This window comes from Legionella drozanskii LLAP-1, assembly GCF_001467585.1.
GTDB lineage: Bacteria > Pseudomonadota > Gammaproteobacteria > Legionellales > Legionellaceae > Tatlockia > Tatlockia drozanskii.
On record NZ_LNXY01000003.1, the window covers coordinates 283,037 to 306,058 of the forward strand.

Sequence of the window (23,022 nt, forward strand, 5' to 3'; positions counted from 1 at the left end):
CATGTCAGTATTAGAATTAATTCGCCCCGATTTAAAATCTCTTCAAGGTTATGCTCCTGGAGGTGATGAATTAAGCTGTCGCTTGCACGCTAATGAATTGCCTTGGTCACCGGCTTCGTTGAGGCAAGTACCGCTTAATCATTATCCTGATGCTAGAGAAGTTCAACGATTGCAACAACAAATTGCTACTTATTATCAAGTAAGCGATGAGGAACTTGTCTTAACTCGTGGTAGCGATGATGGAATCGATTTATTGATGCGGCTTTTTCTATGCGCAGGTCGAGACAGCTTCATGCAATGCTCACCCACATTTCCTATGTATGCCTTTTATGCCCGTTTACAACAAGCAGAGATAATTAATTGCCCGCTGGAGGCTAACAATAATTTTAATTGGTCGATTGAAAAAATGTTTTCACTGTGGCAACCCAATTGCAAGCTCATTATGATTTGTCGCCCCAATAATCCGACAGGTAATTTGCTCGATTTAGCCAGTATCGCCGATCTTTGCCTCTATTTTAGGTCTAAGGCGGTCGTAGTTGTGGATGAAGCGTATATTGAATTCGCCCAAACATCCAGTGCAACCACGCTTCTTGCCTCGTTTGATAATTTAATTGTCTTACGCACTTTATCTAAAGCCTATGGTTTGGCTGGTTTAAGGCTAGGGGCAATCATTGCCCAACCGCAACTGATTAAAGCAATCCAAAACGTTCTTCCACCCTACACCTTATCCAGTGCTGTCATTGAACTAGCTCAACATGCCTTAACAGATAAAACCTGGTTTACTCACAATATTACTTATATTTTAAATGAGCGCGAAAAACTCGCTTCTCAGTTGCAAGAATCTCCTTGGATAGAAAAAATCTATTCGAGTACGACCAATTTTATTTTGATGATATCGTCATACGCACAGCAACTTAACGCCTGGTTTGCCGAGTTGGGCATTGCTGTACGCCATTTTACAGCGGACCCTTTGCAAAATATGTTGCGCATTACCGTCGGTACTCAAGAGCAGAACCAACGGTTATTAACCGCATTAAATAATTTTCAGCCGGAGAGATAAATGCAAAAACTGTTATTCATTGATAGAGACGGTACTCTGGTTGAAGAGCCTAGTGATTTTCAAGTCGATACGCTTGGCAAAATTCGCTTATGTCGGGGAGTTATTCCTGCTCTGTTAGCCTTAGTAAAATCAGGTTTTAAATTGGTGATGGTTTCCAATCAAGACGGATTAGGGACCGATAGTTTCCCACAAACCTCTTTTCAAAATTGCCATGATTTCATTCTTGATTTGTTTTCTTCCCAGGGCATTTGTTTCAGCGAAATTTTTATTTGCCCTCACAAAGAACAAGACAATTGCAGCTGTCGCAAACCGAAGACAGGCTTGCTGGATACTTTTTTAATGCAAAATAAGTTTGACCGTCAGCGATCGTGGGTTATCGGCGATCGAGAAACTGATAGAGAGTTAGCTAATAATATTGGCGTTTCTTTTCTTCCCATTTCCCAAGAACAGGGCTGGCAAGGTATTGCTGAAACTATTTTAGAACGCACAGCTTCTATTAAACGACAAACTAAAGAAACCAGCATAGAGGTTGCAGTGAATCTCGATAGTGAAACAGCGAGTCGCATTAATACACCCATCGGTTTTTTCAGCCACATGCTAGAACAAATAGCTAAACACGGAGGATTTAGCTTGCAAATGAATGCGCAAGGCGATACCGAGGTCGATGAACATCATCTCGTTGAAGATACCGCACTCGCTCTTGGCGAAGCTTTAAAAAAAGCCCTGGGCGACAAGTGGGGGCTTGCGCGTTATGGCTTTACCCTCCCCATGGATGAGTCGCTTGCTTCGGTAACTATCGATCTAGGTGGACGCAGTTACTGTGCCTTTGAAGGGCAATTTACGCGTGAATTTGTTGGTGGCATGGCGACTGAAATGATTCCACATTTTTTTAACTCATTTGCCAGCAGTCTTGGGGCCACTTTACACATCTCTGTGAAAGGCCAAAATCACCATCATATGATTGAAGCCTGTTTTAAAGCCTTGGGTCGTGCATTACGTCAAGCTTGTGCGCGTTGTGATAGTAGCTTACCGTCAACAAAGGGGGTTTTATGATCGCTGTAATTGATGTGAGCGGTAATAATTTAACCTCGCTCACCAACGCGCTTAAACGATTGGGATGCGATTATAAGTTAACACATGAAGCCCAAGATCTTCTCGCCGCCAGTCATGTGATTTTACCCGGAGTGGGCGCGGCAGCTGCGGGTATGGAGGCACTCAAACATTATCGCTTAGTTGATGTGCTTAAGCAGTTAACACAACCCTTATTAGGCATTTGTCTAGGGATGCAATTATTGCTTGAATATAGTGAAGAAGGTCAAGTCAATTGCCTAAATCGGATACCCGGCCAGGTTAAACGCCTACCTGCACTTTCCAACTATCCTGTGCCACATATGGGCTGGTCAAAATTGCAGTGGACAAAAATTACATCGTTATCGGAGGGTTTAAGTGCTGAGGATTATGTGTATTTTGTACATAGCTATGCTTTATTAAATGATGAAAACGCTCTGGCCAAATGCCAATATAGTGAACAATTCACCGCTATAGTTCAGTATGAAAATGTTTATGGCATGCAATTTCATCCAGAAAAATCAGCAGAACCCGGACTTAAATTACTCAATAATTTTTTACTATTGGAGGCATCGTGATCATTATTCCAGCGATTGATTTGCACCAAGGTCAATGTGTACGGCTGCGCAAGGGTCAATTTGATCAAGTATCTGTTTATGACTATTCCCCTATTACTCTGGCACAGGGCTATGCTTTACAAGGCGCACAACGCCTACATATTGTTGATCTTGATGGTGCCAAGTCAGGACGAATCGCACAACTGGCCTTGATTCAAGCGATGCATGCACCTGGTTTATGTTTGCAAGTAGGTGGTGGAATTCGCAGTCTTGACGCCGCTGAAAATTGTTTGCAAGCCGGTATTGATAAATTAGTCATTGGTAGCCTAGCCGTCACCAATCCAGAGCTCACGTTTAAGATCATTGAACTCGCTAAACCAGAAAATATTGTTTTGGCCTTGGATGTGCAAATCGACAACAAACTACCCAAACCAGCCATTCATGGTTGGCAAACAACTACCGAGCGCAGTCTATGGGAATTAGTAGATGATTATCAACAATTAGGCCTTACCCAGGTTCTATGCACCGATATTAATTGTGATGGCATGATGAATGGTCCTAATTTTGATCTTTATCAAGAAGCCATCACCCGTTTTCCACAAATTGATTGGCAGGCTTCAGGCGGAATTCGAGATGTCGCCGATTTGGAACAATTAGCGACTCTTGGGATAGCGGCAGCAATTTTAGGCCGCATGCTGTACGAGAGTGACTTTGATATTTCTTCTTATTTAACGAGGCAAGCAAATGGTAGCTAAACGTATTATTCCATGCCTTGATGTACGCGATAATCAAGTTGTGAAAGGTCTGAAATTCCGTAACCATCGTGTAGTGGGAGATATTTTATCTCTTGCTAGTCAATATTCTGCTGAGGGCGCGGATGAACTCGTTTTTTATGATATTACCGCAAGCTCCGACCAACGCTCAGTTAGTCCCCAATGGGTAAATCAGGTTGCTGCTGCAATTAATATCCCTTTCACCGTCGCTGGTGGTATTCGGAATCTTGCTACCGCTAGAGCCTTACTTAATGCGGGGGCCGATAAATTGTCGCTCAATAGTCCCGCTTTAGAAAATCCCAACTTAATTAATCATCTCAGCCAAGAATTTGGTAATCAATGCATCGTCATTGGCATTGATAGTCAATGGATAGCCAATGATTTTTACGTTTACCAATACACTGGGGATGAAACTAAATCAATCAACTCAAGACGCAAAACGCTGGATTGGATTTCTGAGGTACAAGACCGAGGTGCCGGAGAAATCGTTCTCAACTGCATGCAAGCGGATGGAGTCCGTCAGGGCTACGATCTCATGCAATTGCAACTCGTTCGCGATCACATTCAAGTCCCATTAATTGCTTCGGGGGGAGCGGGAAATGCCGATGATTTCGTGAATGTATTCCAACAAGCACGAGTCGATGGTGCTTTAGCTGCTTCAGTTTTTCATGAAGGGGTTTTATCGATCAACGAAGTGAAACAGAAACTTAAAGCCAATAATATTGAGGTTAGATTATGAATAGCGTACAGATCAATCAATTAGCTTGGCAAAAAATGGATGGCCTCATACCGGCCGTCATCCAAAATGCCAACAATGGTGAAGTATTAATGCTTGGCTACATGAATCAAGAGGCCTTAGCTCTCACTTTGGAAAAAGGCCAAATCACTTTTTATAGTCGCAGTAAACAACGCTTGTGGACTAAAGGCGAATCCTCGGGGCATTCGATGCAACTCAAAGCGATTGCTCCGGATTGTGATGGCGATAGTTTACTTATTCAAGTTATACCCAATGGCCCTGCTTGCCATCTCGGCTTTGCCAGTTGTTTTCAACCACCAATAAACACAAAGCTCGGCTTTTTAGATCGCTTGATTCAACTCATCGAACATCGCGCAAAAGAAAGCTCCGCCGAGAGTTATACCGCTCAATTACTCGCATCAGGTATCAACCGTTGCGCGCAAAAAGTAGGCGAAGAAGCAGTTGAAACTGCCATTGCAGCAGTGACTAATCAGCGCGATGAATTGGTCAATGAAGCGTCTGATTTGATTTTTCATTTGCTCGTGATGTTACAAGCCTGTGAACTTAGTTTTTATGAGTTGTTGGACTGTTTGCAGGCAAGGCATAAATCATAGTTGGAATAAGGATTTTCCACGCCCTCTCCCGCTTGCGGGAGAGGGCAGAAAAGTGACAATTTTTAAGAGTCTCACCTACCCACTCAAACCACCGCCAACAATACCGCAGTCAAATAATTACCCTCAGGAAAAGTCGCCAAGGTTGGATGGCAGCTTGCTGGTCCAAAAGTACCCAATAATCGTGCTTGTTTTCCTGCCGCTGCAGCTTGGCTACTTACTAATAGACAAAATTCTTGTGCGCTTAAAGCAGATGAGCAATTACAAGTCATCAATAAACTACCAGGCTCCATCGCTTTAAACACTTCCCGATGTAAAAAACGATAATAATTTTTAGCGCGCTCTAAATGTTGCTGAGACGGAACTAATTTAGGCGGATCGAGAATAACCAAATCATAATCACCGGCCTGAGTTAAATAATCGCGTGCATCTGCCTCAATAAATTCGATATTTTTGAGCTGATTTAATTGAGCATTTTCCTTGGCCTGTGCAATTGCATGCGCTGAGCTATCGACTGCAGTAATTTTACTCGCCCCTGCTTTAGCCGCATGTAAGGCAAAACCGCCGGTATAGGAATAAAGGTCCAATACTCGTTTCCCTTTCGCGAGGGCAGCAATGCGTTGATGATTTTCGCGCTGATCAAGAAATAATCCCGTTTTCTGAGCCTGGGAGAAATCAACTTGATATATAATCCCTGCTTCGCATACTTGCGCATTCCTGGCGGCAACAGGCTCTGCCTCTTTTTTCCAACCATCCTGGGCAAGCGGCTTCACTTGCGGTAACCAAATAATTTCTTCGTGGGGTAATAGATCCTGAACAGCTTGCTGAATCATCGTCTTGTTTGCTTCTACCCAATAGGCAGAACTCGCAACCACTGAAAACTGATTAAAGCGATCGATAGTTAAGCCAGATAAACCATCGGCTTCACTATTAAACAAACGATAAGCAGTCGTGCTTTCATTAGGAAGGTTCAAAGCCTGTCTAATCCTTAAAGCTTGATTTAAGCGGTGAGCAACAATGGTTGAGAGCGGCTTACTAACCATTGTTTCATGCTGTAAAGCTAAAACACGAACACGATAAAGCGAATGCTCATTAAAAACTCCAACTCCAAGTAGCGTTCCTTCGGCATCAAAAATATCCACTAATGCACCGGTCACCAATTTCCCGGAGGTTTTAGTAATTGCTTTTGGAAAAATCCAAGGATGCCCTCGTCGGACAGCATTCTGTTTGGTTTTATGTAAATAGACAGCGGCCTTCATAATTTTAGTTTTTCTCAAGCACAAAGTTGGCTAATCTACACCAGAACGCAAAAATATTCATCTTTCTTAAGCAATCGCAACCCTATAAGAAACATGTTAGCATCTGTTTTTTAAAAAAAGGATGAAACATGTGGTTTAACAATGCACTTATTTATCAATATGAACTCAACGAATCGGTCGATTTTAGTCAATTACTCGCCGAAGAAAAACTCAAACCCTGCCCGCCTCATGCAAGATTCATTTACGGCTGGCTGCCTGCTTATGCGGATGAGTTAATACAAGAAGTCGCCGGTTGTTCTTTAATTTGCCTTGGAAAAGAAGAGAAAATTCTACCAAGCGGGGTTATCAAACGCTTGCTTGCCGAACGTATCCAAACTATTGAAGCACAACAAGGAAGAACCGTTAAACGAGCCGAGAAAGCTCAAATGGCCGAAGATCTAGAGTTTGAACTTTTACCAAAATCGTTTTGTGTACAAAAACGATTACCTGCTTTATTAGATAGTATGACCAAGCGCTTAATCGTTAACGCTTCCAGTAATAATCAAGCATCGCAGCTTACCTCTTTATTGCGAAAATCAATTCCTGGAATCCAAATCGAGCCTCTTGCCTGCAATGAGAATCTAGCTCTGAGATTTGCACAATGGCTGAGTGATCCCTCCCTTCTGCCACCCAATTTTCAACTCGCCTCCGATTGCCTATTGTTTTCTCTCGATGACGATAAGAAAAGAGTCAATTGTAAAGGTTATGAGCTCCCTGCCGAAGAGATATTAACTCTTTTATCCCAAGGTCTAGCCGCAGCCGAAGTTTCACTCATTTGGAATGAGCGTATTCAATTTACTCTCACTCACGATCTGACTTTCAAGCGCTTAAAAAGCCTCGAGTATTTAATCGATGAATTTAATGAAATTCGTGAACTCGAAGAAGAATATCAGCAACGAGATGCCGAACTTACTCTGCTATGCGGAGAGTTGCGTGGTCTAACCAATGATTTACTCGCCGGCTTGAGTGCAGAGCAGAAAGAGACGAAAGTACTGGAGGAAGAAGCGCTTTCTCCCGCTTAGAAGAAGGCATTAAAACGTTATGAGCCTTGGCCCAACAAATTTGTTGGCCTCAAACCAAAAAATCCTTAGTTCACTTCAGTGGGAATGTTGGGCCTTGGCCCAACCTACACCCGAGCACCAACTCTACGTCAGTCAATCGACGAAAAGCCCTTTACTAATACAACGAATTAATTTTCGTTGCTGGTTCAACACCACTATTAATCCTTTATGACACAGAGACACTAGGTGGATAACTATGATAAGTGGCTTGATAAACTTTTAAAGCGTCGTCAGCGGCTTTTTTCAACCCTAGAATATTGTTGGCGCTGTATAGAATTGCTAACGCTTCTCGAGCACTTGGAGCCTGTGGGTAATTCTCAATCAAGAAACTTGCCCGTTCGACTGCAGCCACATACATTTTACGATCATAATAATATTTAGAAGTATTAAGTTCACGCTTAGCAAACATGTTGCGTAAGTAAATCATACGCTGTAATGCATTGGGCTTATATCGACTATCTGGGAATTTTTGCACTAGCGTGGCGAAATCAGAATAAGCCTGCGATTGCGAACCTGGATCACGCCAAGACTCATCGATAGGTAAACTACTTGCCATGGTACCCCGAGTTTGTTGGAAATTTGCTAACCCTTTCATGTAATAAGCATAATCTACATTCTTAGCTCGCGGATAAAGATGGATAAATCGCTCCGCTGTTGCCGCTGACGAAGGGTAATCACCTTTTTTGTAATAAGCATAAATTAAATCCATTTGTGCCTTCTCAGCAAAATCACTGAAAGGATACAAAGACTCCAAAGCTTCTAAGCGCTTTGCTGCACTATCATATTGTCCTTTTGACATAGACTGCTCTGCTTCAGTAAATAACTGCTTAGCAGGTACCCCCTGGTATGGGCTGTTATCATCATCATTTTTACTCCACCAACTATTGCATGCCGTTAGAGAAAGCAAAAAACCCGATAGGACTAGCATTTGAATTCGTTTCATATCAACACCCATGGCCAAACAACTATTTGCAAATGCCGCTCATTATACTCATCCGTTAAAATTTTGCTAATAAAAAGCTAAGGATAAATTTCTAATAAAAATTATTTGCAAAGAATGAAACCTTGAGATAGTATTCAGCTCTGTCGGAGAGGTGGCTGAGCGGTCGAAAGCGGCGGTCTTGAAAACCGTTGAAGGGCAACCTTCCCAGGGTTCGAATCCCTGCCTCTCCGCCAAAAAATCTTTTCCTCAATCTTCCATTCATCAAGTATTACCTAATCTTTCTAGAATAAATTCATTGGCTCAAGCTGATTGATATTAATTCACATTAATGTGGGTTGGGTCTTAGTCGAATTTAGGACGTAAAGGAATGTTGGCCAAGGCCCTGGGGTATCATCACTTTTTTTTGAACAAAAATAGGTGTTGCTCCAATCAGTAGCTACGTTCGGGCTGAGGAAGCGCGTAGCGCTGTCTCGAAGCCTTGGTGCAAAGCCGCACCCTTCGAGTGCCTCAGGACAGGCCTTCGAGACGTCGCTGGCGCTCCTCCTCAGGCTGAACGGTTCAGTAAAACACTGGATTTGGCTCGAAATATTATTCAAAAAAAAGTGACGATACCTCAGGCCAAGGCCCAACCTACAAGGCTCAATAAGCTGCTTAAAAAAGCATACTTGTTTTAAACACTTTATCAATCGCCATTAAACTTTCTAACAATGGTTTCATCTGCGCCAAAGGCCAACTATTGGGTCCATCGCTCAGCGCTTTTTCTGGTTGCGGATGGGTTTCCATAAAGATACCTGCTATTCCTGTAGCAACTGCTGCTCTTGCTAAAGCAGGGACAAACTCACGCTGTCCGCCAGAAACGCCGTTATTGCCGCCAGGTAGTTGCACAGAGTGTGTTGCATCGTAAATCACTGGGCATTCAGTTTCGCGCATGATCTGCAAAGAACGCATATCGGAAACTAAATTGTTGTAGCCAAAACTTACCCCTCGCTCACAAACCATGATTTGCTCATTGCCACAAGCTTTTGCTTTGGCCACCACATGCTTCATATCCCAAGGCGCTAAGAATTGGCCTTTTTTAATGTTAACCGGCTTATTCATTGCTGCAACTCGCTGAATAAAATTGGTTTGACGACATAAAAATGCAGGCGTTTGCAGTACGTCAACCACCGAAGCGACTTCTAATAAAGGGGTATCTTCATGCACATCGGTTAATACCGGGACACCCACTTGCGACCTCACTTTCTCTAAAATAGTCAACCCCTTTTCGAAACCAGGACCACGATAACTATTAATGGATGAGCGATTCGCTTTATCGAATGAAGACTTATAGATAAAAGGCAATTTGAGCTGTGAACAAATTTCTTTAAGATATCCTGCCGTTTCAATAGCCAAAGTCTCGCTTTCAATGACGCAAGGCCCTGCAATTAAAAATAACGGGGATTCGATTCCAACTTCAAAACCACATAACTTCATGATTTATCCTTTTTTTGATGATACTCACGCGCAGCTATAACGAATTGTTTAAATAAGGGATGGCCATCACGCGGAGTAGAAGTAAACTCAGGATGAAACTGACAAGCGATAAACCAAGGATGATCCTGAAGCTCAACCATTTCAACTAAAGTGTTATCTGAGGAACGCCCAGAAAGCACCAAACCATGTTCCACTAAAGCCTCTAGGAAGTGATTATTCACTTCATAGCGGTGGCGATGACGCTCAACAATCTCAGTGTTGTTGTAAATTTTATAGGCCAAGGAATCTTTATCGACTCGGCAAAGTTGCCCGCCTAAACGCATGGTGCCGCCGAGGTCTGAATTTTCATCGCGTAAGTTAACGCTACCATCCTCTTCCAACCATTCGCTAATCAATGCAATGACCGGATAAGGTGTTGTTTTATCAAATTCAGTCGAGTTTGCACCAGTTAGCCCAACCACATTGCGGGCAAACTCAATGACTGCAGTTTGCATACCTAGGCAAATCCCTAAGAAAGGAATTTTATTTTCGCGCGCATGCTGAATGGCTCTAATTTTACCCTCAATTCCACGCTCACCAAAACCGCCGGGTATTAATAGTGCATCAATAGATCCCAGTAACTCTACGCCATGTTTTTCAATTAGCTCAGCATCGATGTAAACAATTTCAACCTTAGTTTGGCTATGAATTCCGCCATGAATCAAGGCCTCGTTAATTGACTTATAGGCATCATTTAATTCGGTATATTTACCTACCATGCCTACCTTTATCGTCATTGTTTGGATTGCTTGCGCATCAACCACCTGTTGCCATTCACTCAGATCAGCAGGTTTTAAATTTAATCCTAATTTTTTCACTACAATTTCATCCAATCCCTGTTCATGAAGAATCATAGGGATTTGGTAAATACTCTTTGCATCTTCTAGAGGAATAACGCCCTCTTTCTCTACGTTAGTGAATAAAGCAATTTTAGCTCTATCACCCAAGGATAAAGGTTTTTCTGAGCGACAAATTAGGATATCGGGCTGAATACCGATCGAGCGTAATTCTTTTACAGAATGTTGCGTAGGCTTGGTTTTAGTTTCACCCGAAGTCGCGATATAAGGAACTAAGGTTAAATGAATAAACAAAGAACGTTGAACACCAAACTCAATGCGCATTTGACGAATGGCTTCAAGGAAAGGCAATGATTCAATGTCACCCACCGTGCCACCAATCTCAATCATTGCGACATCATATCCATCGGCACCCTGCTTAATCGAACGCTTAATTTCATTCGTGATATGCGGAATAACTTGGACTGTGCCCCCTAAATAATCTCCGCGACGTTCTTTCTTAATTACGGTTTCATAAATCTTACCCGAGGTAAAATTATTCCGTTTAGTCATGGTTGTACGAACAAAACGTTCGTAGTGACCAAGATCAAGATCTGTCTCCGCTCCATCATGTGTAACAAACACTTCACCATGTTGAAAAGGGCTCATTGTACCAGGATCGACATTAATGTAAGGATCGAGTTTAATTAGAGTGACGCGCAAACCTCGCGCTTCTAAGATTGCAGCAAGGGAGGCAGAAGCAATGCCTTTACCTAGCGAAGAGACCACTCCGCCAGTGATAAAAATATAATTCGTCATAAATGAGTCCCGTTTGAAATGCTAAACCGCCGCCAAGCGGTAAAAAAAAAGCAACGCATGTGAACGGGATTTAATTTTAACAAAATTGGAGGAAAATTAATACTTAAATTGTTGAGTATTGTAAGAACCTCTAGGTTCCACGGAATCGAGCAGCGTACATCGTAGCCTTAATGTAGCGAAGCGAAATCAAGGATTTCACTCCGTTGACTCATAATAATGTTCGTTCAATGGTATTTTGTAAAATGAGCGAGTTCAGAGCTCGTTTTATCTAATTCGTTTTTCATGTCTGGATAATACCAATCAATGAATTTATTTATTTTTTCTTCATAATTTTTACTTATCAATAGTGTAAAATTTATACTATAGATATATATAAACAACCCATGCAGTTAACTTATTAAAAATATGAAAAGTAAAAATAAAGATTTAATGAAAATTCAAATCCACGGGTAGGATCAAGTTGGAGAATATATGAAAAAATTTACCTGTGATTGCTTAATTATTGGTGGTGGAGTCCAAGGTTTTGTTCTTTTTTATCTTCTCAAACAAATAGGTGTTCAATCGCTTGCTTTGGTTACTGATAAACAATTGGGTGAAGGTGAAACAACACACAGTCATGGCTACTACAACAGAGGCTGTTTTAATAGCCTTGATGCGACAATTGAAAGTAATGGATGGTGGGATAAATTTTTCAAACTTCATGGCAGAGAATGCGGATCAATTGATCAAACCTATGCACTTGCCAATGAATCAGATGCGCAATTATTACTCCAATCCTGGCAATTAAGAGACTTAGCCTATCAGGAGGTAAAAGAACCACCTTCTGATTTAGTGCGTCTAGGCTATAGACTCAGGGCAAATGAAAAATTATTCACTGTTACTGAAGGTCATATTAATGGGCATGGGATTATCACAGCACTCGCTAAAAATAATTACAATCAATTAATTCACGGTTCCTTGCGCAAATTAATTTGTAATGAATCTAACACCGCGATTAAAAAGGTAGAAATAGAGACTCAAGAAGGACCGATTGAATTTACAGCTAAGCAGTATTTCCTTTGTACCGGCAGAAACACACAAGCTCTTTTAGAAAATCTGTATAAAGATAATCAATTGAAAGGTGTCTGTCCCCAAAATAGTGTCAGACTCATTCCAATGTTGGTCTTTAAAGGTAATACGCCTATTCTCACAGGTGCTTACCTACCCTACGATATCACAATGGCTTCAAGAAAGAGTAAGGGAGAGGTCTACACTATTATGAGTTATCTCAAAGGGTTAGAAGTAACCCGAAGCTCCGTGCCCTTAGACGAAGAATTAGCTGATGATCCACTCTTAGTCAAACGATGTATTACCCAATTGAAAGCTCTATACCCTAAGTTAAAGCTTGAAAGCGGTAATTTTGAATTTGGTTACTATACAGGCCCTAAGATTGATTATCCTATTGATAGTGAAGAATTTAAAACTATTAATGATTTCAAAAAGTTAAATGATTATTATACCGATAATTTAAATTTTGATAATTTCGATTATATCTGGCCGGGATTATTTTCTAATAGTTATTATTGTGCTCGCTTACTAATTGAGAAATATCAAAAACAAAAAGCGCAATGGATAGTACATCCCTCACAAACAGCCTTTGATGCAGCCGCTTTGGGGTTACCAATACAAAAAGAAGTCGCAGATGAACACTGTCTAACAGACAAAATTGAATGGTATAGCTGGAAAGATTTTTGTAAAAAATACCCCCTACTTCTAACCTAAGCTCACTAATAGTAAACTGTCTATCTCGCTAAGGCTGCAATGCAAGTGACTTCAATCAGCAGACCGGGATTTGCTAATGCCGCAACACCCACGGAGGTGCTTGTATAAGACGAAACCGGCATGCATTGTTTTCGAGTGGTAAAATACGCCAAGCCATTTTTTTCCATATCAACGATATAAGAGGTCATGGCGAGAACTTGTGATAAATCAGAATTTGCTGCACGGAGCGCATGTTCTATGTTTTTAAATAATTGGCGTGTTTGCGATTCAATATCCTTTCCCACTAAATTGCCATTTTTATCTTCGCCAGCTTGCCCTGTGACGAAAATTAAATCGTTATATCGAACGCATTGAGTAAATCCATATTTATCATAGGAAAGCAACTCAGGCACCTCTATCACTTCTTTGGGCATAATAGGTCTCCATGTGGTTTCGTTTCTCTATCGCTTTCATTAATATTAGACTATTTAAATCAACTAAGAACTATACTGAATAATAGATTGGCAATAAGCTGTAGTTAATTTGACTGGGAGAGTTATGACAGAATATTGTATTCAAGCAGCAATGTTTAAATTGCCTCTTTTTTTTGGCCGCTTTACCCATGATTTTTGGGTTTTAAGAGAAATTAAAACGAATAAAATGATAGCGCAATTACATGGGCTTGCGACTTCGAGAAAGAGTGGTCAAGTTGTACCAATTGGTTATAGAAGCGATCATAGCTTAAGGGCGCATTGCATAGTCTATGATCCCCAGTTTGCTTATCAATATCGCTTACCAGTCGGTACGTATGCCTTACCCATCCACGCTTACCACACGGTATATGAGGAAGAAGACTCTGTGCAACAATGGATGCGAGCCATCGAAGCTGTCAAGGCAATCAATCATTTGAACCTTGATTATCCCCGAGGCGGATTTAGAGTTCCCTTATTGGCCACAATCAATAGCAACTCCATCTATCACACCTTTGCTCAAGTCATGAATATACCCTTGCATCTGTTTGATGGATTTTTCCATATCGGGATAAAAGCGTCTCTATACGAGCAAATTAAATCATCAATAAGCAGTCCAGAGAACTGCTCATGACCAATGCTCTATTCTATCGCCAATAAATGCCCAAGTTTTTGCTGCTTGGTTTTTAAATAATCTCTATTTTCAGGGGTAGGATGAACCGACAAGGCTAACCGCTCAGTGACTTTCAAGCCATATTTTTCAAGAGATTCTACTTTCTTAGGGTTATTCGTCAAAAGTCTTAATGATTCGATCCCCAAATATTTTAAAATTTGAAAAGCCACAGAGTAATCACGACTATCGGCAGGAAAACCTAATTGCAAATTAGCATCCACCGTATCGTAACCTTTTTCTTGTAAAGCATAAGCCTTTAATTTATTAGCAAGTCCTATCCCGCGCCCTTCTTGCCGTAGATAAACAAGAATACCCCCTTCTTTGCCAATCTGAGCCAAAGATTGTTGTAATTGCTTGCCGCAATCACATTTACAAGATCCAAAAACATCACCGGTTATGCATTCTGAATGAATGCGAACCATGGGAACTTGATTCTTATACCTTGGTTCTTTAATGAGTGCAAAATGCTCGGCTGAATCCAGCTTATTGTGGAAAACCGTCATCGTAAAATCACCGTGATCATGCAAAGGAATCCGCGTGGTTGCTACTTCTTCCACTAAATTCTCATGTCGAATACGGTATTCGATGAGATCCTTAATGGTAACCATGGGTAAATTATGTTCTTGCGAAAATAGAGCAAGCTCATCGCGTCGACTCATTGTGCCATCTTCATTAATGATTTCACAAATTACTGCCGCCGGTTTAAGACCAGCAAGACGTGCTAAATCAACAGAACCCTCTGTTTGGCCTGGTCGCTCGAGTACCCCTTGATCTCTTGCCCGCAAAGGAAAAACATGTCCGGGAGATATGAGATCATTGGGTTGACTGTCTGCAGAAATCGCTACGGCAATGGTGTGCGCTCGATCTCGAGCCGAAATCCCCGTTGATACTCCGCTTGCAGCTTCTATTGAAACTGTAAAAGCAGTACCGTAAGGCGAGCGATTGTTTTTTGCCATCATAGGCAAATCTAATTTATCAATATATTGGCTTGCCATAGGTAAACAGATTAATCCTCTGCCAAAACGAGCCATAAAATTGATCGCTTCGGGAGTGGTGTATTCTGCAGCGATGACTAAATCGCCTTCATTTTCGCGTTCTTCATCATCTAATAATATGATCATGCGACCAGCTTTTAATGCTGCAATCGCTTGCTCAATTGTTGCAAAAGGCTTTGTCATGCAATTTCAACCTCATTTTTCAACTGTCCCGCAATCTTGAGCTGATGCGCAACGATTCGGGTCAAATAATCAAACTCTACATTTAAACGTTGACCAACTGTTAATTGGCCTAATGTTGTCTGCGCCAAAGTGTGCGGAATTAGCATCAGTTTAATATCAGCTTCAGTTACCGCATTAATTGTCAAACTTACCCCTTCAAGAGTAATGCTGCCCTTAGGCAAAAGGTACATGCTAGCACATACTGCAAAATCACCAATGATAAGCTCTACAAACTCACCTAATAGGTTCCTTGCCTTAAGGCAGGCTGTTGTATCGACATGGCCACTGACATAATGACCACCAAAGCGTGCGGTGGCCTGCATGGCACGCTCTAAATTAACTTTATCACCTACTCTTAATTGACCCAAGGTCGTCAAACTCAAAGTTTCTGGGGAAACATCGAAAACAAGATTTTCACCATGCTCTGGAACTAAGGTTAAACATACGCCATTGACAGCAATGCTTTCACCCATAATTAAATCCCGATAAGGCGATTTAATTTCTAAGCGATTCGCCCCCTTACTTGGGCTATTAGCGAGAACTACCGCCTGCTGTTCTACTATTCCCGTAAACATCAATTCTCCTGCCAATCGAGGCATGCTATTACGTTGTCGGTTTTTATTTGCCAGGTTACTTTCGGTTTATACTTAAAAATTTCTTCATTTGTAAATGCAGGGATTGCCTCATTACCTAAAAGCGTAGGAACCACATAAAGATAAGTTCTCTTAACTAAATTTTCGCGATGCATCGCTGAAAAAAGTTGGCCACCTGCCTCAACCCAAACATCATGAAATCCAAGGTAGCCCAGATGATTAATTATCTTTGCTAAATCCAATAAACCATTTTGACTAGGCACCGCATGATAAGAACAATTTGGATAAGGATTATCTACCTTGTACACTTCATCATGATAGATATGACAATGTTTCGCTGTAGTAAATAGTTTTGCCTTACTATCGATGGATAAACGACTATCAATAATTGCCAAAAACTTAGCTTCCTCTCTGTCCTTCAAACGCACATTTAATAAGGGATCATCCAGCTTAATTGTTTGGGCAGTTGTTAAAATCACATCGGCATGCAAGCGATTCAGATGAGTAAACTCAGCACATTCCGCATTCGATAAATAGCAACGCCGCCCATTTATACCAGCTATTTTACCATCTAAAGATTGCGCCAATTTAGCAGTAACCCAAGGTGTTTTTGTTAAGGTCCAATGGTGATAACTTTGGTAAAAAGCATCTATTTCTTCCAGTGGATAATACAATACCTCAATTCCTTTTGCTTCCAAAAGCTCAGTCGTGTTATTCGCAGCAACAAGTGGATTAGGATCTTTATAGCCATAAACAACTTGAGAAATTCCATATTGGATAATTGCTGTAATACATGGCGGTGTTCTTCCCCAATGATTACAAGGCTCTAAGGTCACATATAGCCTCACATCCTTCATACCGCTTGGAATTTGTTGTAGGACTAATTGTTCCGCATGCGCCGTTCCAGCCCCTTGATGCCAGGCCCGCGCTATAATTTCACCCTTATGAACAGCGATAGCGCCAACACTTGGATTTGGTGCACAACTACCTCGTCCGAGCCAGGCTTGTTCAAGAGCAGCCAGCATAAAGTATTTGTGCATAGTTAAATCACTGGTTAAAATGCAAATATGATAACAAATTATTCAATTTATGAGTAGCCTGTAATCCAAGAATGCTATCTTACTCAACAACTCAAGGTAAATAAAATAATTTTTAGGCAAACTTTAAATTTTGATAAATCTAGAGGGGCTTTATCAGCGAATGCAACTAATGGACAAGCTAAACTTCGCACCTTGAGCCAACATACCTTAGTTTGCTTTCAACAAAATATGCGTTACTCTGTTACCTAAGCAATCGGATATATACGAATACGCGTCTATGTTATACTGATAGAGTTTTTACAAAAGATACAACGAATTGAGTTAATTATGAGCCTATTGCCACGCCAATGGTTTCTTAAAAAAAGTATGGGGCTTTTGCTCATTATTTTGCAAATTTTCTCTCCTTATGCGTTTTCATTTTCTCCCTATTCGACGCGTGAACTTGAAGAGTTAGAAAAAGAATTTGTTCAACTTATTAATCAATCTGATAGCCTAGAACGTAATCCACTTGCAACTCAATATATCAACCATTTAGGCAAGCAATTAGCACGTTTCGCTCACATCCCTACTCCTTATTTTTTTATAGTAAAATCGAATGAAATTAATGCCTTTGCGGGGCCTGGCGGATATATAGGCATTAATACTCGACTTATCCTTGCTACTGAAAACGAAAGCGAACTTGCCGCAGTAATGGCGCATGAAATTGCCCACGTCCGTCTTCATCATCTCTACAATATGATTGAACACCAAAAGCAGATGCGCATTCCAATGATAGCCTCTATGCTAGCTGCTATTGCTTTAGGTGTTATTAATCCTACGCTAGGTTCGGGTGCATTGATGGCTACAATGAGTGGATTTGCTCAGGACAGTATTAATTTCACTCGCGCAAATGAAAAAGAGGCCGATCGCATCGGTATAAATATGCTCATTAAGTCGGGTTTAGACCCGCGAGCTATGGCGAGTTTTTTTAGAAAAATGCAGGAAAATTCGCGTTATTATTATACTGCAAATATTCCGGCAATCTTACGGACACACCCCTTGGATGATGATCGTATTGCCGAGGCAGAGAACCGCAGCGATCGCATTGCTAAAAAGCAGTATCCTGACAATTTAAATTATCGTCTGTTTAAAGAGTTGATTCGCGTCTCCGTAACTAATGATAGCAAGCAATTACTTGATTATTATCGATATCAATGCCCAAAGAAAAATGATTCCATTTGTGAATACGGATATGCACTTAGTCTCATGAGTATTAATCAATTTCAACAAGCAGAAACGCATTTAAGTCCTTTGCTTAGCCAGGATCATGATAATCTTTTTTATCAAATTGCTATGGCACTAGCGGAAACAGGCACTAAACAATATAACTCCGCACTCAATAGATTAAGCGCTTTACAGGCAAATTATCCTGAAAACTATGCAGCACTTATGGCTTATGCACAAGTATTATTGGCTGCAGGACAGGCAGAACGTGCAGCCTCTGTCTTACTTAAAGGATCTAGAGTATTTAAACGAGATTTACCTTTATGTGAAGAACTAGCTCGCGCTCAAGCAGCCTCTCATCGCAAAAGTTATGCTTATTTTACCCAGGCCCAATGTCAATTGTTGCAAGGGCGACACCGAGATGCGGTTCGTCAATTAAAACAAGCCAAAACTCTGGCTAAAAATGATGCCTATCTGCAAGCAAGAATTAATGCAATGATTGATGAAATTAAATTTTATACGGAAAAGTAACACAGTTCCCGTACAGTCTAGATCTAGACTTTTTGATTTTTTTAGTCTATATTTAGATTACAGAAAAGAGCGGGAGAACAATAATGATCCACGCTAAAACAACAGAAATCAATACTGACCAAGTTCATGCAGCCTTCAAAGCCGTACTTAATATTTTGCATAAATGGCGTTGCAGCACCGAAGAAATGCAAACTTTACTTGGACTAAAGCGCTCTACTTTATTTAAATATAAAAGTATGCCTGAGAAAGCTTCTATAAGCCCGGATTTAACTGAAAGATTATCCTATCTATTAAATATCCATGCTGCACTAAGAATTCTTTTCTCGAATCCAGATTCAGTGTATGGCTGGGTTAGAAAACCTAACTATGCGCCATTTTTTAATGGCAAATCGGCGATGGACATTATGTTACAAGGACGAGTTGTGGATCTTTGGGCTGTTGCTAGTCGCCTCAATGCAGAACGAGGCGGCAAATCATAATGACTTCTTGCAATGAATTAGACAAACGAATTTTTACTAACCAACGATGCTATCGCCTCATTCCTTCTAAATTTCCTCCCATTCATTTATTTGAAGACGTGGCGGACGCAGAAGATTTTGAGCACTTGTATGCAATACAAGTGCTGACCAATCCCAGAATTCAAGATGAAATTGGTGAAATTTCGTTAGTACCTGAGGGGGAGCGTCTCTATTCAGCACCCGGCTCGGGCTATGTTATGGCAGCTTTTACTCATGTTAACCCGGATGGCAGTCGATTTTCGAATGGGGATTTTGGAGTTTACTATGCTTCGGAATCCTTAAATACTGCGATTGCTGAAACAGTTTATCATCGTGAACGATTTCTCAGTTATACCAATGAACCTGCACAAGAAATTGATATGCGAACTTTGATCGCAGAGTTCAGTGCTAGTTTATATGATTTATTAGGTTTTAAAAAATCTGAACATCCATTTTACGCATTGACTGATTACAGAGTAAGCCAAGCTTTGGGAGCTGAAGCCAAACAGCGAGAAACCGAAGGCTTGGTGTACCATTCTGTTCGGGCTGCAGGCGATAATGACAGAAACTTTGCTCTCTTCAAACCCAAAACCATTCACCGTTGCATTCAAAGTGCTCACTATAGTTATGTTTGGACAGGTGAAAAAATAAGTGCTGTCTATAAAAAAACACCAGCGAAACTACTGATCTAAGTTGATTCAAACAACTATTGAATACCAAACCAACCACCCGTATCACCCCCCGCCCAACACTCGATACTTTTACAAGAGTCTAGCTTTTTTGAGCAAAGTCTCTTAAAAGAATTATCCGCACTGATATCTATGTTTTCGAATCCTTTTGGTTGGCAAATGCGGGCATTATAGGATCCTTCAACGCGAATTTGTCCCATTACATTGATTGTTGGAGAGACAGCATAAATGCCAGGTTTATGCGAATAGCAAGCAATATAGCATCCCGGGGCTGCTGTATAGCTGTTGTCTGTTGGTAACATTAACTTGACTGCACCGGGGTAAAAGTGGTTAATAACCCCTCTATTTTCTATCACGTAGACCGGATAAGGTGACGGCAATAAGTTTTTATTTGCCATCTGATTTAAAGTGAACGGTTCGCCTTTAAAATATTGTGCACCTTCTACCGAACCTGCTGTTAAGCAAAAAGCTCTGATAGAGAGTCCTAAGAAAAAAAAGAAGAAGCTCAATCGTTGAATGATCATTTTGTTCCTTTCTTGATAGGATGCTCTTTTATTATAGTTAAAATGGCCTTAACATAGGCTCCATCTGTCGCCAATAAAATTAGTTATGTCTCAGTCCGATAAGTTTATCATTCAACACACGCAAAATTGGATTCACTCTTTTATTATCAAATTAAATATTTGTCCCTTTGCCAAACGTGAAATCAATAGAGGAGCAGTGAAATTTCAGGTTAGTCATGCAAAAAAAATAGAGTTAGCACTTGAAGAATTCATGGTAGAAATCCATTCCTTAGACAATCAACCTAGCGTCGAAACAACTTTTCTCATTTTTCCTTCTTTGTTTAAGGATTTTTTTCATTATTTAGATTTTGTCGATTTAGCAGAGGCGCTCATGTATGAACAAGGCTACGAAGGAATTTATCAATTGGCGACGTTTCACCCTGATTATTGTTTTGCAGAGGTTGAATTTGAAGATGTTTCGAATTATACCAACCGTTCGCCCTATCCCATGATTCATCTTTTACGTGAAGACTCTGTCGAAAAAGCCCTTGCTTTTTATGGGGATACGGAAAAAATTCCTACGATTAATATAGAATCTATGCGGCAATTAGGATTAGAAGAAATCCAAAAAATAATAACCCAATGCGAACCTAAAGCCCAATGAGTTATTAATCTCCGTACCTAGATAAACCTTTTCGATTTATCCAGGCTGGCAGAGTGACTCCATTTCTTCGACAACATCTTCTAAATCATACACTTTTCTCAGCCCATCAGTCCGCCATAAATAAGGCGTCCTCTTTGAAGTTAAGAGAGTCGCCCCTATGATCAGTCCATAAATAACACCAAGCCCTAAAACTAGGCCCAGAAGAACATTACAAAGGACAATATTGCTTAGATCACGATGAGTGCTAAGAGAGGATTTATGAGTTTTAATTAAAACATCCGTATCGTACCTGAAATCATTATAGTCATTAAGGTCTTTTGAACTTTGTTTAAAGGCTTCTAATGCCTTATGAACTCCCTCATGTAACTCTTTTGCATGATTCTCAGCATCTTCATACTTCTCAATATATTCATTGAATTCTTTGTCAGTATCAAAGTCTTCTCTTTTAGCCGATTGACGAAAGTTTCTATACTCAGTCTCTTTCTCTTTAAGCGTTTTTAAAACTTGTTCTATCTTTAGGATTTGATTATTAATTTGCTTGGTTTTCTCAGGGACTGGTTCATAATCCTCAGTTTCATAGGAATCAACAGGAACGGACGAATTGGAAGAACGGTCGTCACCTGGCACTAAAGCAGCAGGCTCTGCACTAAGTCTTTGGTTACGCGCCTTGTCTCTTCTTTGGTAACGCAAACTAAAGCTTATCGGTTCTTGACTGTCTGCAGTAGTACCTAGAAGATCAGGCTGGTCTAAAGGCTCAAATGAGCCTAAAAGATCTGAGCCACCTAAAGTATGAGGCCGCGAAAAACCATTTTCTTCCCAAAATGCTGAATCATAAACTCGCTCTTTCTCTTTCTCTTTCTCATTCCTTTTTCCTTTTTCCTTCTCATAGAAGGATCCGTCTTCAGAGAGTCTAAACGATGCTTGACGGCGGGTAGATGTCGATGTAGAAGCGCTGGGTACGGGAGGTGGAGGGACAATTACTATTTCGACACCTTGTTTAGCTCCCACTTCTCGAAGCATTTCCTCATGAGATAGCGCAACATAATCATTATTAACCGTTTTTCGCCAATGATTAACGACATGAGTACCACAATCATAAAAAGCGGTCTGCTTTCCGTTCGTATATTCTAATTCCTTAAAATTATCGTCATACTTTGTTAATAATATACTGCAATTAATTCGGATAAAATTTTGACGAGCTATTCTGTCGTTAAAGGGCTGTGGATCAAAAAGAGTCCAAACGCCCTGCTCCCTAACCAGGCTAACCCAATGACCCTGATGTGCAATAGGTAAATAGATATCCTTCTCTTGGTTAATCAGCTCTCTAATTGATTTTTCAATGCCTTGCGTTAATTCTTTAACTAATTCGCCCATCCCTTCACTCAGGAGTCTAGCCGCTGCTCCTTCATCCTTCAAAAATGCACTAGATAAATCCGATTCTTCGGCGGAAAAATTAGGCAGCTCGAAAGGGTCGGATTTAAGTATATCAGGAGACATAAAACTATCATCGTTAAAAAGATAGAACATGTCATTAAGGGCTAATAAAGTATCGCTGGTGACTTTGCCGGATCTTTCTTGTTGATCTCCCACAGAGAGAAAGGCGCTCGCATGGTTTTCACGGTCGTTTGGGGCGCGCTGAAGCTCCATTTTAAATTCAGCGTGCCATTTTTTTAAATGGGAAGTCCATATTGCAACTTCATTTTTATGGGCATTTTTTTGCGCTAATAAAAGACTTGAGATAATTATAATAAATCGACTTAATAAATCTCTGCCAATAAAAGTGGGCAGTGCGCATAAATTAAATAATTCAATATCGTGCTCTATACAACGCTCAATAATAAATTCACGCGAGCCTTTAAAAGTCTTGGATTCATCTAAATTATCTAACAAAGCATTTATGTTGTCATATTGTTCGGTTAGTGCTGTTTTAGAGACCATAATAATTCTCACAGAAAAAGAAGTTTGACCGATACGAGGGAAAAACTGAA

At 40.6% G+C, this 23,022-nt stretch carries 23 protein-coding genes and 1 tRNA gene; 14 read left to right on the forward strand and 10 right to left on the reverse strand.

Annotated features, from left to right (window positions below):
• Position 1 precedes the first annotated feature (1 nt).
• The 6 genes from hisC to hisIE are packed head-to-tail and all read left to right on the forward strand — an operon-like array spanning position 2 to position 4,808.
• Entirely contained in the window at positions 2–1,060 is a 1,059-nt protein-coding gene (gene hisC, locus Ldro_RS02365) for a histidinol-phosphate transaminase (protein ID WP_058494822.1), read from the forward strand.
• Complete coding sequence (gene hisB, locus Ldro_RS02370) at positions 1,061–2,113, forward strand: bifunctional histidinol-phosphatase/imidazoleglycerol-phosphate dehydratase HisB (protein WP_058494823.1); 1,053 nt, start codon at positions 1,061–1,063, stop codon at positions 2,111–2,113.
• On the forward strand, positions 2,110–2,706 hold the full coding sequence (hisH, locus tag Ldro_RS02375) for an imidazole glycerol phosphate synthase subunit HisH (RefSeq protein ID WP_058494824.1): 597 nt from the start codon (positions 2,110–2,112) through the stop codon (positions 2,704–2,706). Before hisB ends, hisH begins: the two co-directional genes overlap by 4 nt.
• On the forward strand, positions 2,703–3,440 hold the full coding sequence (locus Ldro_RS02380; RefSeq protein WP_058494825.1) for a 1-(5-phosphoribosyl)-5-[(5-phosphoribosylamino)methylideneamino]imidazole-4-carboxamide isomerase: 738 nt from the start codon (positions 2,703–2,705) through the stop codon (positions 3,438–3,440). Before hisH ends, Ldro_RS02380 begins: the two co-directional genes overlap by 4 nt.
• A complete protein-coding gene (gene hisF, locus Ldro_RS02385; protein WP_058494826.1) occupies positions 3,430–4,197 on the forward strand; it encodes an imidazole glycerol phosphate synthase subunit HisF in 768 nt (255 codons plus the stop codon). Before Ldro_RS02380 ends, hisF begins: the two co-directional genes overlap by 11 nt.
• On the forward strand, positions 4,194–4,808 hold the full coding sequence (gene hisIE / locus Ldro_RS02390; protein WP_058494827.1) for a bifunctional phosphoribosyl-AMP cyclohydrolase/phosphoribosyl-ATP diphosphatase HisIE: 615 nt from the start codon (positions 4,194–4,196) through the stop codon (positions 4,806–4,808). The genes hisF and hisIE overlap by 4 nt, the downstream gene beginning before the upstream one ends.
• Before the next feature lie 83 nt (positions 4,809–4,891).
• On the opposite strand, the gene Ldro_RS02395 is transcribed toward hisIE, so the two are convergent.
• Entirely contained in the window at positions 4,892–6,064 is a 1,173-nt protein-coding gene (locus tag Ldro_RS02395) for a class I SAM-dependent rRNA methyltransferase (protein ID WP_058494828.1), read from the reverse strand.
• Between the two features lie 128 nt (positions 6,065–6,192).
• Between Ldro_RS02395 and Ldro_RS02400 the strand changes: the two genes are divergently transcribed.
• Positions 6,193–7,125 carry a recombination-associated protein RdgC gene (locus Ldro_RS02400; protein ID WP_058494829.1) on the forward strand — a complete coding sequence of 311 codons (933 nt, stop codon included), beginning with the start codon at positions 6,193–6,195 and terminating at the stop codon, positions 7,123–7,125.
• Positions 7,126–7,330: 205 nt separating this feature from the next.
• Here the strand turns inward: Ldro_RS02400 and Ldro_RS02410 are convergent, their stop codons facing one another.
• Positions 7,331–8,107, reverse strand: coding sequence for an outer membrane protein assembly factor BamD (locus Ldro_RS02410; protein WP_058494909.1), 777 nt, complete (start codon positions 8,105–8,107; stop codon positions 7,331–7,333).
• A 145-nt stretch (positions 8,108–8,252) separates the two neighbouring features.
• On the opposite strand from Ldro_RS02410, the gene Ldro_RS02415 reads away from it, so the two are divergent.
• Positions 8,253–8,340: transfer RNA gene (locus Ldro_RS02415), tRNA-Ser, on the forward strand.
• A gap of 418 nt (positions 8,341–8,758) precedes the next feature.
• Here Ldro_RS02415 and kdsA read toward each other — a convergent pair.
• Together kdsA and Ldro_RS02425 are read right to left on the reverse strand one after the other, a co-directional pair.
• A complete protein-coding gene (gene kdsA / locus Ldro_RS02420) occupies positions 8,759–9,580 on the reverse strand; it encodes a 3-deoxy-8-phosphooctulonate synthase (protein ID WP_058494831.1) in 822 nt (273 codons plus the stop codon).
• Positions 9,577–11,214, reverse strand: coding sequence for a CTP synthase (locus Ldro_RS02425; RefSeq protein ID WP_058494832.1), 1,638 nt, complete (start codon positions 11,212–11,214; stop codon positions 9,577–9,579). The genes kdsA and Ldro_RS02425 overlap by 4 nt, the downstream gene beginning before the upstream one ends.
• Before the next feature lie 471 nt (positions 11,215–11,685).
• Here Ldro_RS02425 and Ldro_RS02430 point away from each other — a divergent pair, with 471 nt between their 5' ends.
• Complete coding sequence (locus Ldro_RS02430; RefSeq protein ID WP_058494833.1) at positions 11,686–12,975, forward strand: FAD-dependent oxidoreductase; 1,290 nt, start codon at positions 11,686–11,688, stop codon at positions 12,973–12,975.
• 20 nt (positions 12,976–12,995) lie between these two features.
• On the opposite strand, the gene Ldro_RS02435 is transcribed toward Ldro_RS02430, so the two are convergent.
• Entirely contained in the window at positions 12,996–13,388 is a 393-nt protein-coding gene (locus Ldro_RS02435; RefSeq protein WP_058494834.1) for a RidA family protein, read from the reverse strand.
• Positions 13,389–13,512: 124 nt separating this feature from the next.
• Here Ldro_RS02435 and Ldro_RS02440 point away from each other — a divergent pair, with 124 nt between their 5' ends.
• Positions 13,513–14,058, forward strand: coding sequence for a hypothetical protein (locus tag Ldro_RS02440; RefSeq protein WP_058494835.1), 546 nt, complete (start codon positions 13,513–13,515; stop codon positions 14,056–14,058).
• 8 nt (positions 14,059–14,066) lie between these two features.
• On the opposite strand, the gene Ldro_RS02445 is transcribed toward Ldro_RS02440, so the two are convergent.
• The 3 genes from Ldro_RS02445 to ribD are packed head-to-tail and all read right to left on the reverse strand — an operon-like array spanning position 14,067 to position 16,947.
• Positions 14,067–15,275: a bifunctional 3,4-dihydroxy-2-butanone-4-phosphate synthase/GTP cyclohydrolase II gene (locus tag Ldro_RS02445; protein ID WP_058494836.1), complete on the reverse strand. Its 1,209-nt coding sequence runs from the start codon at positions 15,273–15,275 to the stop codon at positions 14,067–14,069.
• Positions 15,272–15,889 carry a riboflavin synthase gene (locus tag Ldro_RS02450; protein WP_058494837.1) on the reverse strand — a complete coding sequence of 206 codons (618 nt, stop codon included), beginning with the start codon at positions 15,887–15,889 and terminating at the stop codon, positions 15,272–15,274. The genes Ldro_RS02445 and Ldro_RS02450 overlap by 4 nt, the downstream gene beginning before the upstream one ends.
• Positions 15,889–16,947: a bifunctional diaminohydroxyphosphoribosylaminopyrimidine deaminase/5-amino-6-(5-phosphoribosylamino)uracil reductase RibD gene (gene ribD, locus Ldro_RS02455; RefSeq protein WP_058494838.1), complete on the reverse strand. Its 1,059-nt coding sequence runs from the start codon at positions 16,945–16,947 to the stop codon at positions 15,889–15,891. The genes Ldro_RS02450 and ribD overlap by 1 nt, the downstream gene beginning before the upstream one ends.
• A gap of 366 nt (positions 16,948–17,313) precedes the next feature.
• On the opposite strand from ribD, the gene Ldro_RS02460 reads away from it, so the two are divergent.
• The 3 genes from Ldro_RS02460 (at position 17,314) to Ldro_RS02470 (ending at position 19,870) form a co-directional block, all read left to right on the forward strand.
• On the forward strand, positions 17,314–18,681 hold the full coding sequence (locus tag Ldro_RS02460; protein ID WP_238583945.1) for a M48 family metalloprotease: 1,368 nt from the start codon (positions 17,314–17,316) through the stop codon (positions 18,679–18,681).
• An 83-nt stretch (positions 18,682–18,764) separates the two neighbouring features.
• On the forward strand, positions 18,765–19,160 hold the full coding sequence (locus Ldro_RS02465; RefSeq protein WP_058494840.1) for an MbcA/ParS/Xre antitoxin family protein: 396 nt from the start codon (positions 18,765–18,767) through the stop codon (positions 19,158–19,160).
• Positions 19,160–19,870, forward strand: coding sequence for an RES family NAD+ phosphorylase (locus tag Ldro_RS02470; protein ID WP_058494841.1), 711 nt, complete (start codon positions 19,160–19,162; stop codon positions 19,868–19,870). Before Ldro_RS02465 ends, Ldro_RS02470 begins: the two co-directional genes overlap by 1 nt.
• A 14-nt stretch (positions 19,871–19,884) precedes the next feature.
• Here Ldro_RS02470 and Ldro_RS02475 read toward each other — a convergent pair whose 3' ends face one another.
• The gene (locus Ldro_RS02475) at positions 19,885–20,391 is read right to left on the reverse strand and encodes a hypothetical protein (protein WP_202972519.1); all 507 of its coding nucleotides are present in this window, start codon (positions 20,389–20,391) and stop codon (positions 19,885–19,887) included.
• Between the two features lie 85 nt (positions 20,392–20,476).
• Here Ldro_RS02475 and Ldro_RS02480 point away from each other — a divergent pair, with 85 nt between their 5' ends.
• The gene (locus Ldro_RS02480; protein WP_058494842.1) at positions 20,477–21,034 is read left to right on the forward strand and encodes a DUF1415 domain-containing protein; all 558 of its coding nucleotides are present in this window, start codon (positions 20,477–20,479) and stop codon (positions 21,032–21,034) included.
• A gap of 36 nt (positions 21,035–21,070) precedes the next feature.
• Here Ldro_RS02480 and Ldro_RS02485 read toward each other — a convergent pair whose 3' ends face one another.
• Positions 21,071–22,972: a hypothetical protein gene (locus Ldro_RS02485; RefSeq protein ID WP_058494843.1), complete on the reverse strand. Its 1,902-nt coding sequence runs from the start codon at positions 22,970–22,972 to the stop codon at positions 21,071–21,073.
• Between the last annotated feature and the right edge of the window lie 50 nt (positions 22,973–23,022).

Bases quoted from the DNA above. Each gene is read 5' to 3' on its own strand.
- Ldro_RS02440 (WP_058494835.1), top strand. From the start codon at position 13,513: ATGACAGAATATTGTATTCAAGCAGCAATGTTTAAATTGCCTCTTTTT.
- Ldro_RS02480 (WP_058494842.1), top strand. From the start codon at position 20,477: ATGTCTCAGTCCGATAAGTTTATCATTCAACACACGCAAAATTGGATT.
- Ldro_RS02410 (WP_058494909.1), bottom strand. From the start codon at position 8,107: ATGAAACGAATTCAAATGCTAGTCCTATCGGGTTTTTTGCTTTCTCTA.
- hisH (WP_058494824.1), top strand. From the start codon at position 2,110: ATGATCGCTGTAATTGATGTGAGCGGTAATAATTTAACCTCGCTCACC.
- Ldro_RS02460 (WP_238583945.1), top strand. From the start codon at position 17,314: ATGGGGCTTTTGCTCATTATTTTGCAAATTTTCTCTCCTTATGCGTTT.
- Ldro_RS02430 (WP_058494833.1), top strand. From the start codon at position 11,686: ATGAAAAAATTTACCTGTGATTGCTTAATTATTGGTGGTGGAGTCCAA.
- Ldro_RS02485 (WP_058494843.1), bottom strand. From the start codon at position 22,972: ATGGTCTCTAAAACAGCACTAACCGAACAATATGACAACATAAATGCT.
- Ldro_RS02470 (WP_058494841.1), top strand. From the start codon at position 19,160: ATGACTTCTTGCAATGAATTAGACAAACGAATTTTTACTAACCAACGA.
- hisF (WP_058494826.1), top strand. From the start codon at position 3,430: ATGGTAGCTAAACGTATTATTCCATGCCTTGATGTACGCGATAATCAA.
- Ldro_RS02400 (WP_058494829.1), top strand. From the start codon at position 6,193: ATGTGGTTTAACAATGCACTTATTTATCAATATGAACTCAACGAATCG.
- Ldro_RS02395 (WP_058494828.1), bottom strand. From the start codon at position 6,064: ATGAAGGCCGCTGTCTATTTACATAAAACCAAACAGAATGCTGTCCGA.
- hisIE (WP_058494827.1), top strand. From the start codon at position 4,194: ATGAATAGCGTACAGATCAATCAATTAGCTTGGCAAAAAATGGATGGC.
- ribD (WP_058494838.1), bottom strand. From the start codon at position 16,947: ATGCACAAATACTTTATGCTGGCTGCTCTTGAACAAGCCTGGCTCGGA.
- Ldro_RS02445 (WP_058494836.1), bottom strand. From the start codon at position 15,275: ATGACAAAGCCTTTTGCAACAATTGAGCAAGCGATTGCAGCATTAAAA.
- Ldro_RS02475 (WP_202972519.1), bottom strand. From the start codon at position 20,391: ATGATCATTCAACGATTGAGCTTCTTCTTTTTTTTCTTAGGACTCTCT.
- hisC (WP_058494822.1), top strand. From the start codon at position 2: ATGTCAGTATTAGAATTAATTCGCCCCGATTTAAAATCTCTTCAAGGT.
- hisB (WP_058494823.1), top strand. From the start codon at position 1,061: ATGCAAAAACTGTTATTCATTGATAGAGACGGTACTCTGGTTGAAGAG.
- Ldro_RS02450 (WP_058494837.1), bottom strand. From the start codon at position 15,889: ATGTTTACGGGAATAGTAGAACAGCAGGCGGTAGTTCTCGCTAATAGC.
- Ldro_RS02465 (WP_058494840.1), top strand. From the start codon at position 18,765: ATGATCCACGCTAAAACAACAGAAATCAATACTGACCAAGTTCATGCA.
- kdsA (WP_058494831.1), bottom strand. From the start codon at position 9,580: ATGAAGTTATGTGGTTTTGAAGTTGGAATCGAATCCCCGTTATTTTTA.
- Ldro_RS02435 (WP_058494834.1), bottom strand. From the start codon at position 13,388: ATGCCCAAAGAAGTGATAGAGGTGCCTGAGTTGCTTTCCTATGATAAA.
- Ldro_RS02425 (WP_058494832.1), bottom strand. From the start codon at position 11,214: ATGACGAATTATATTTTTATCACTGGCGGAGTGGTCTCTTCGCTAGGT.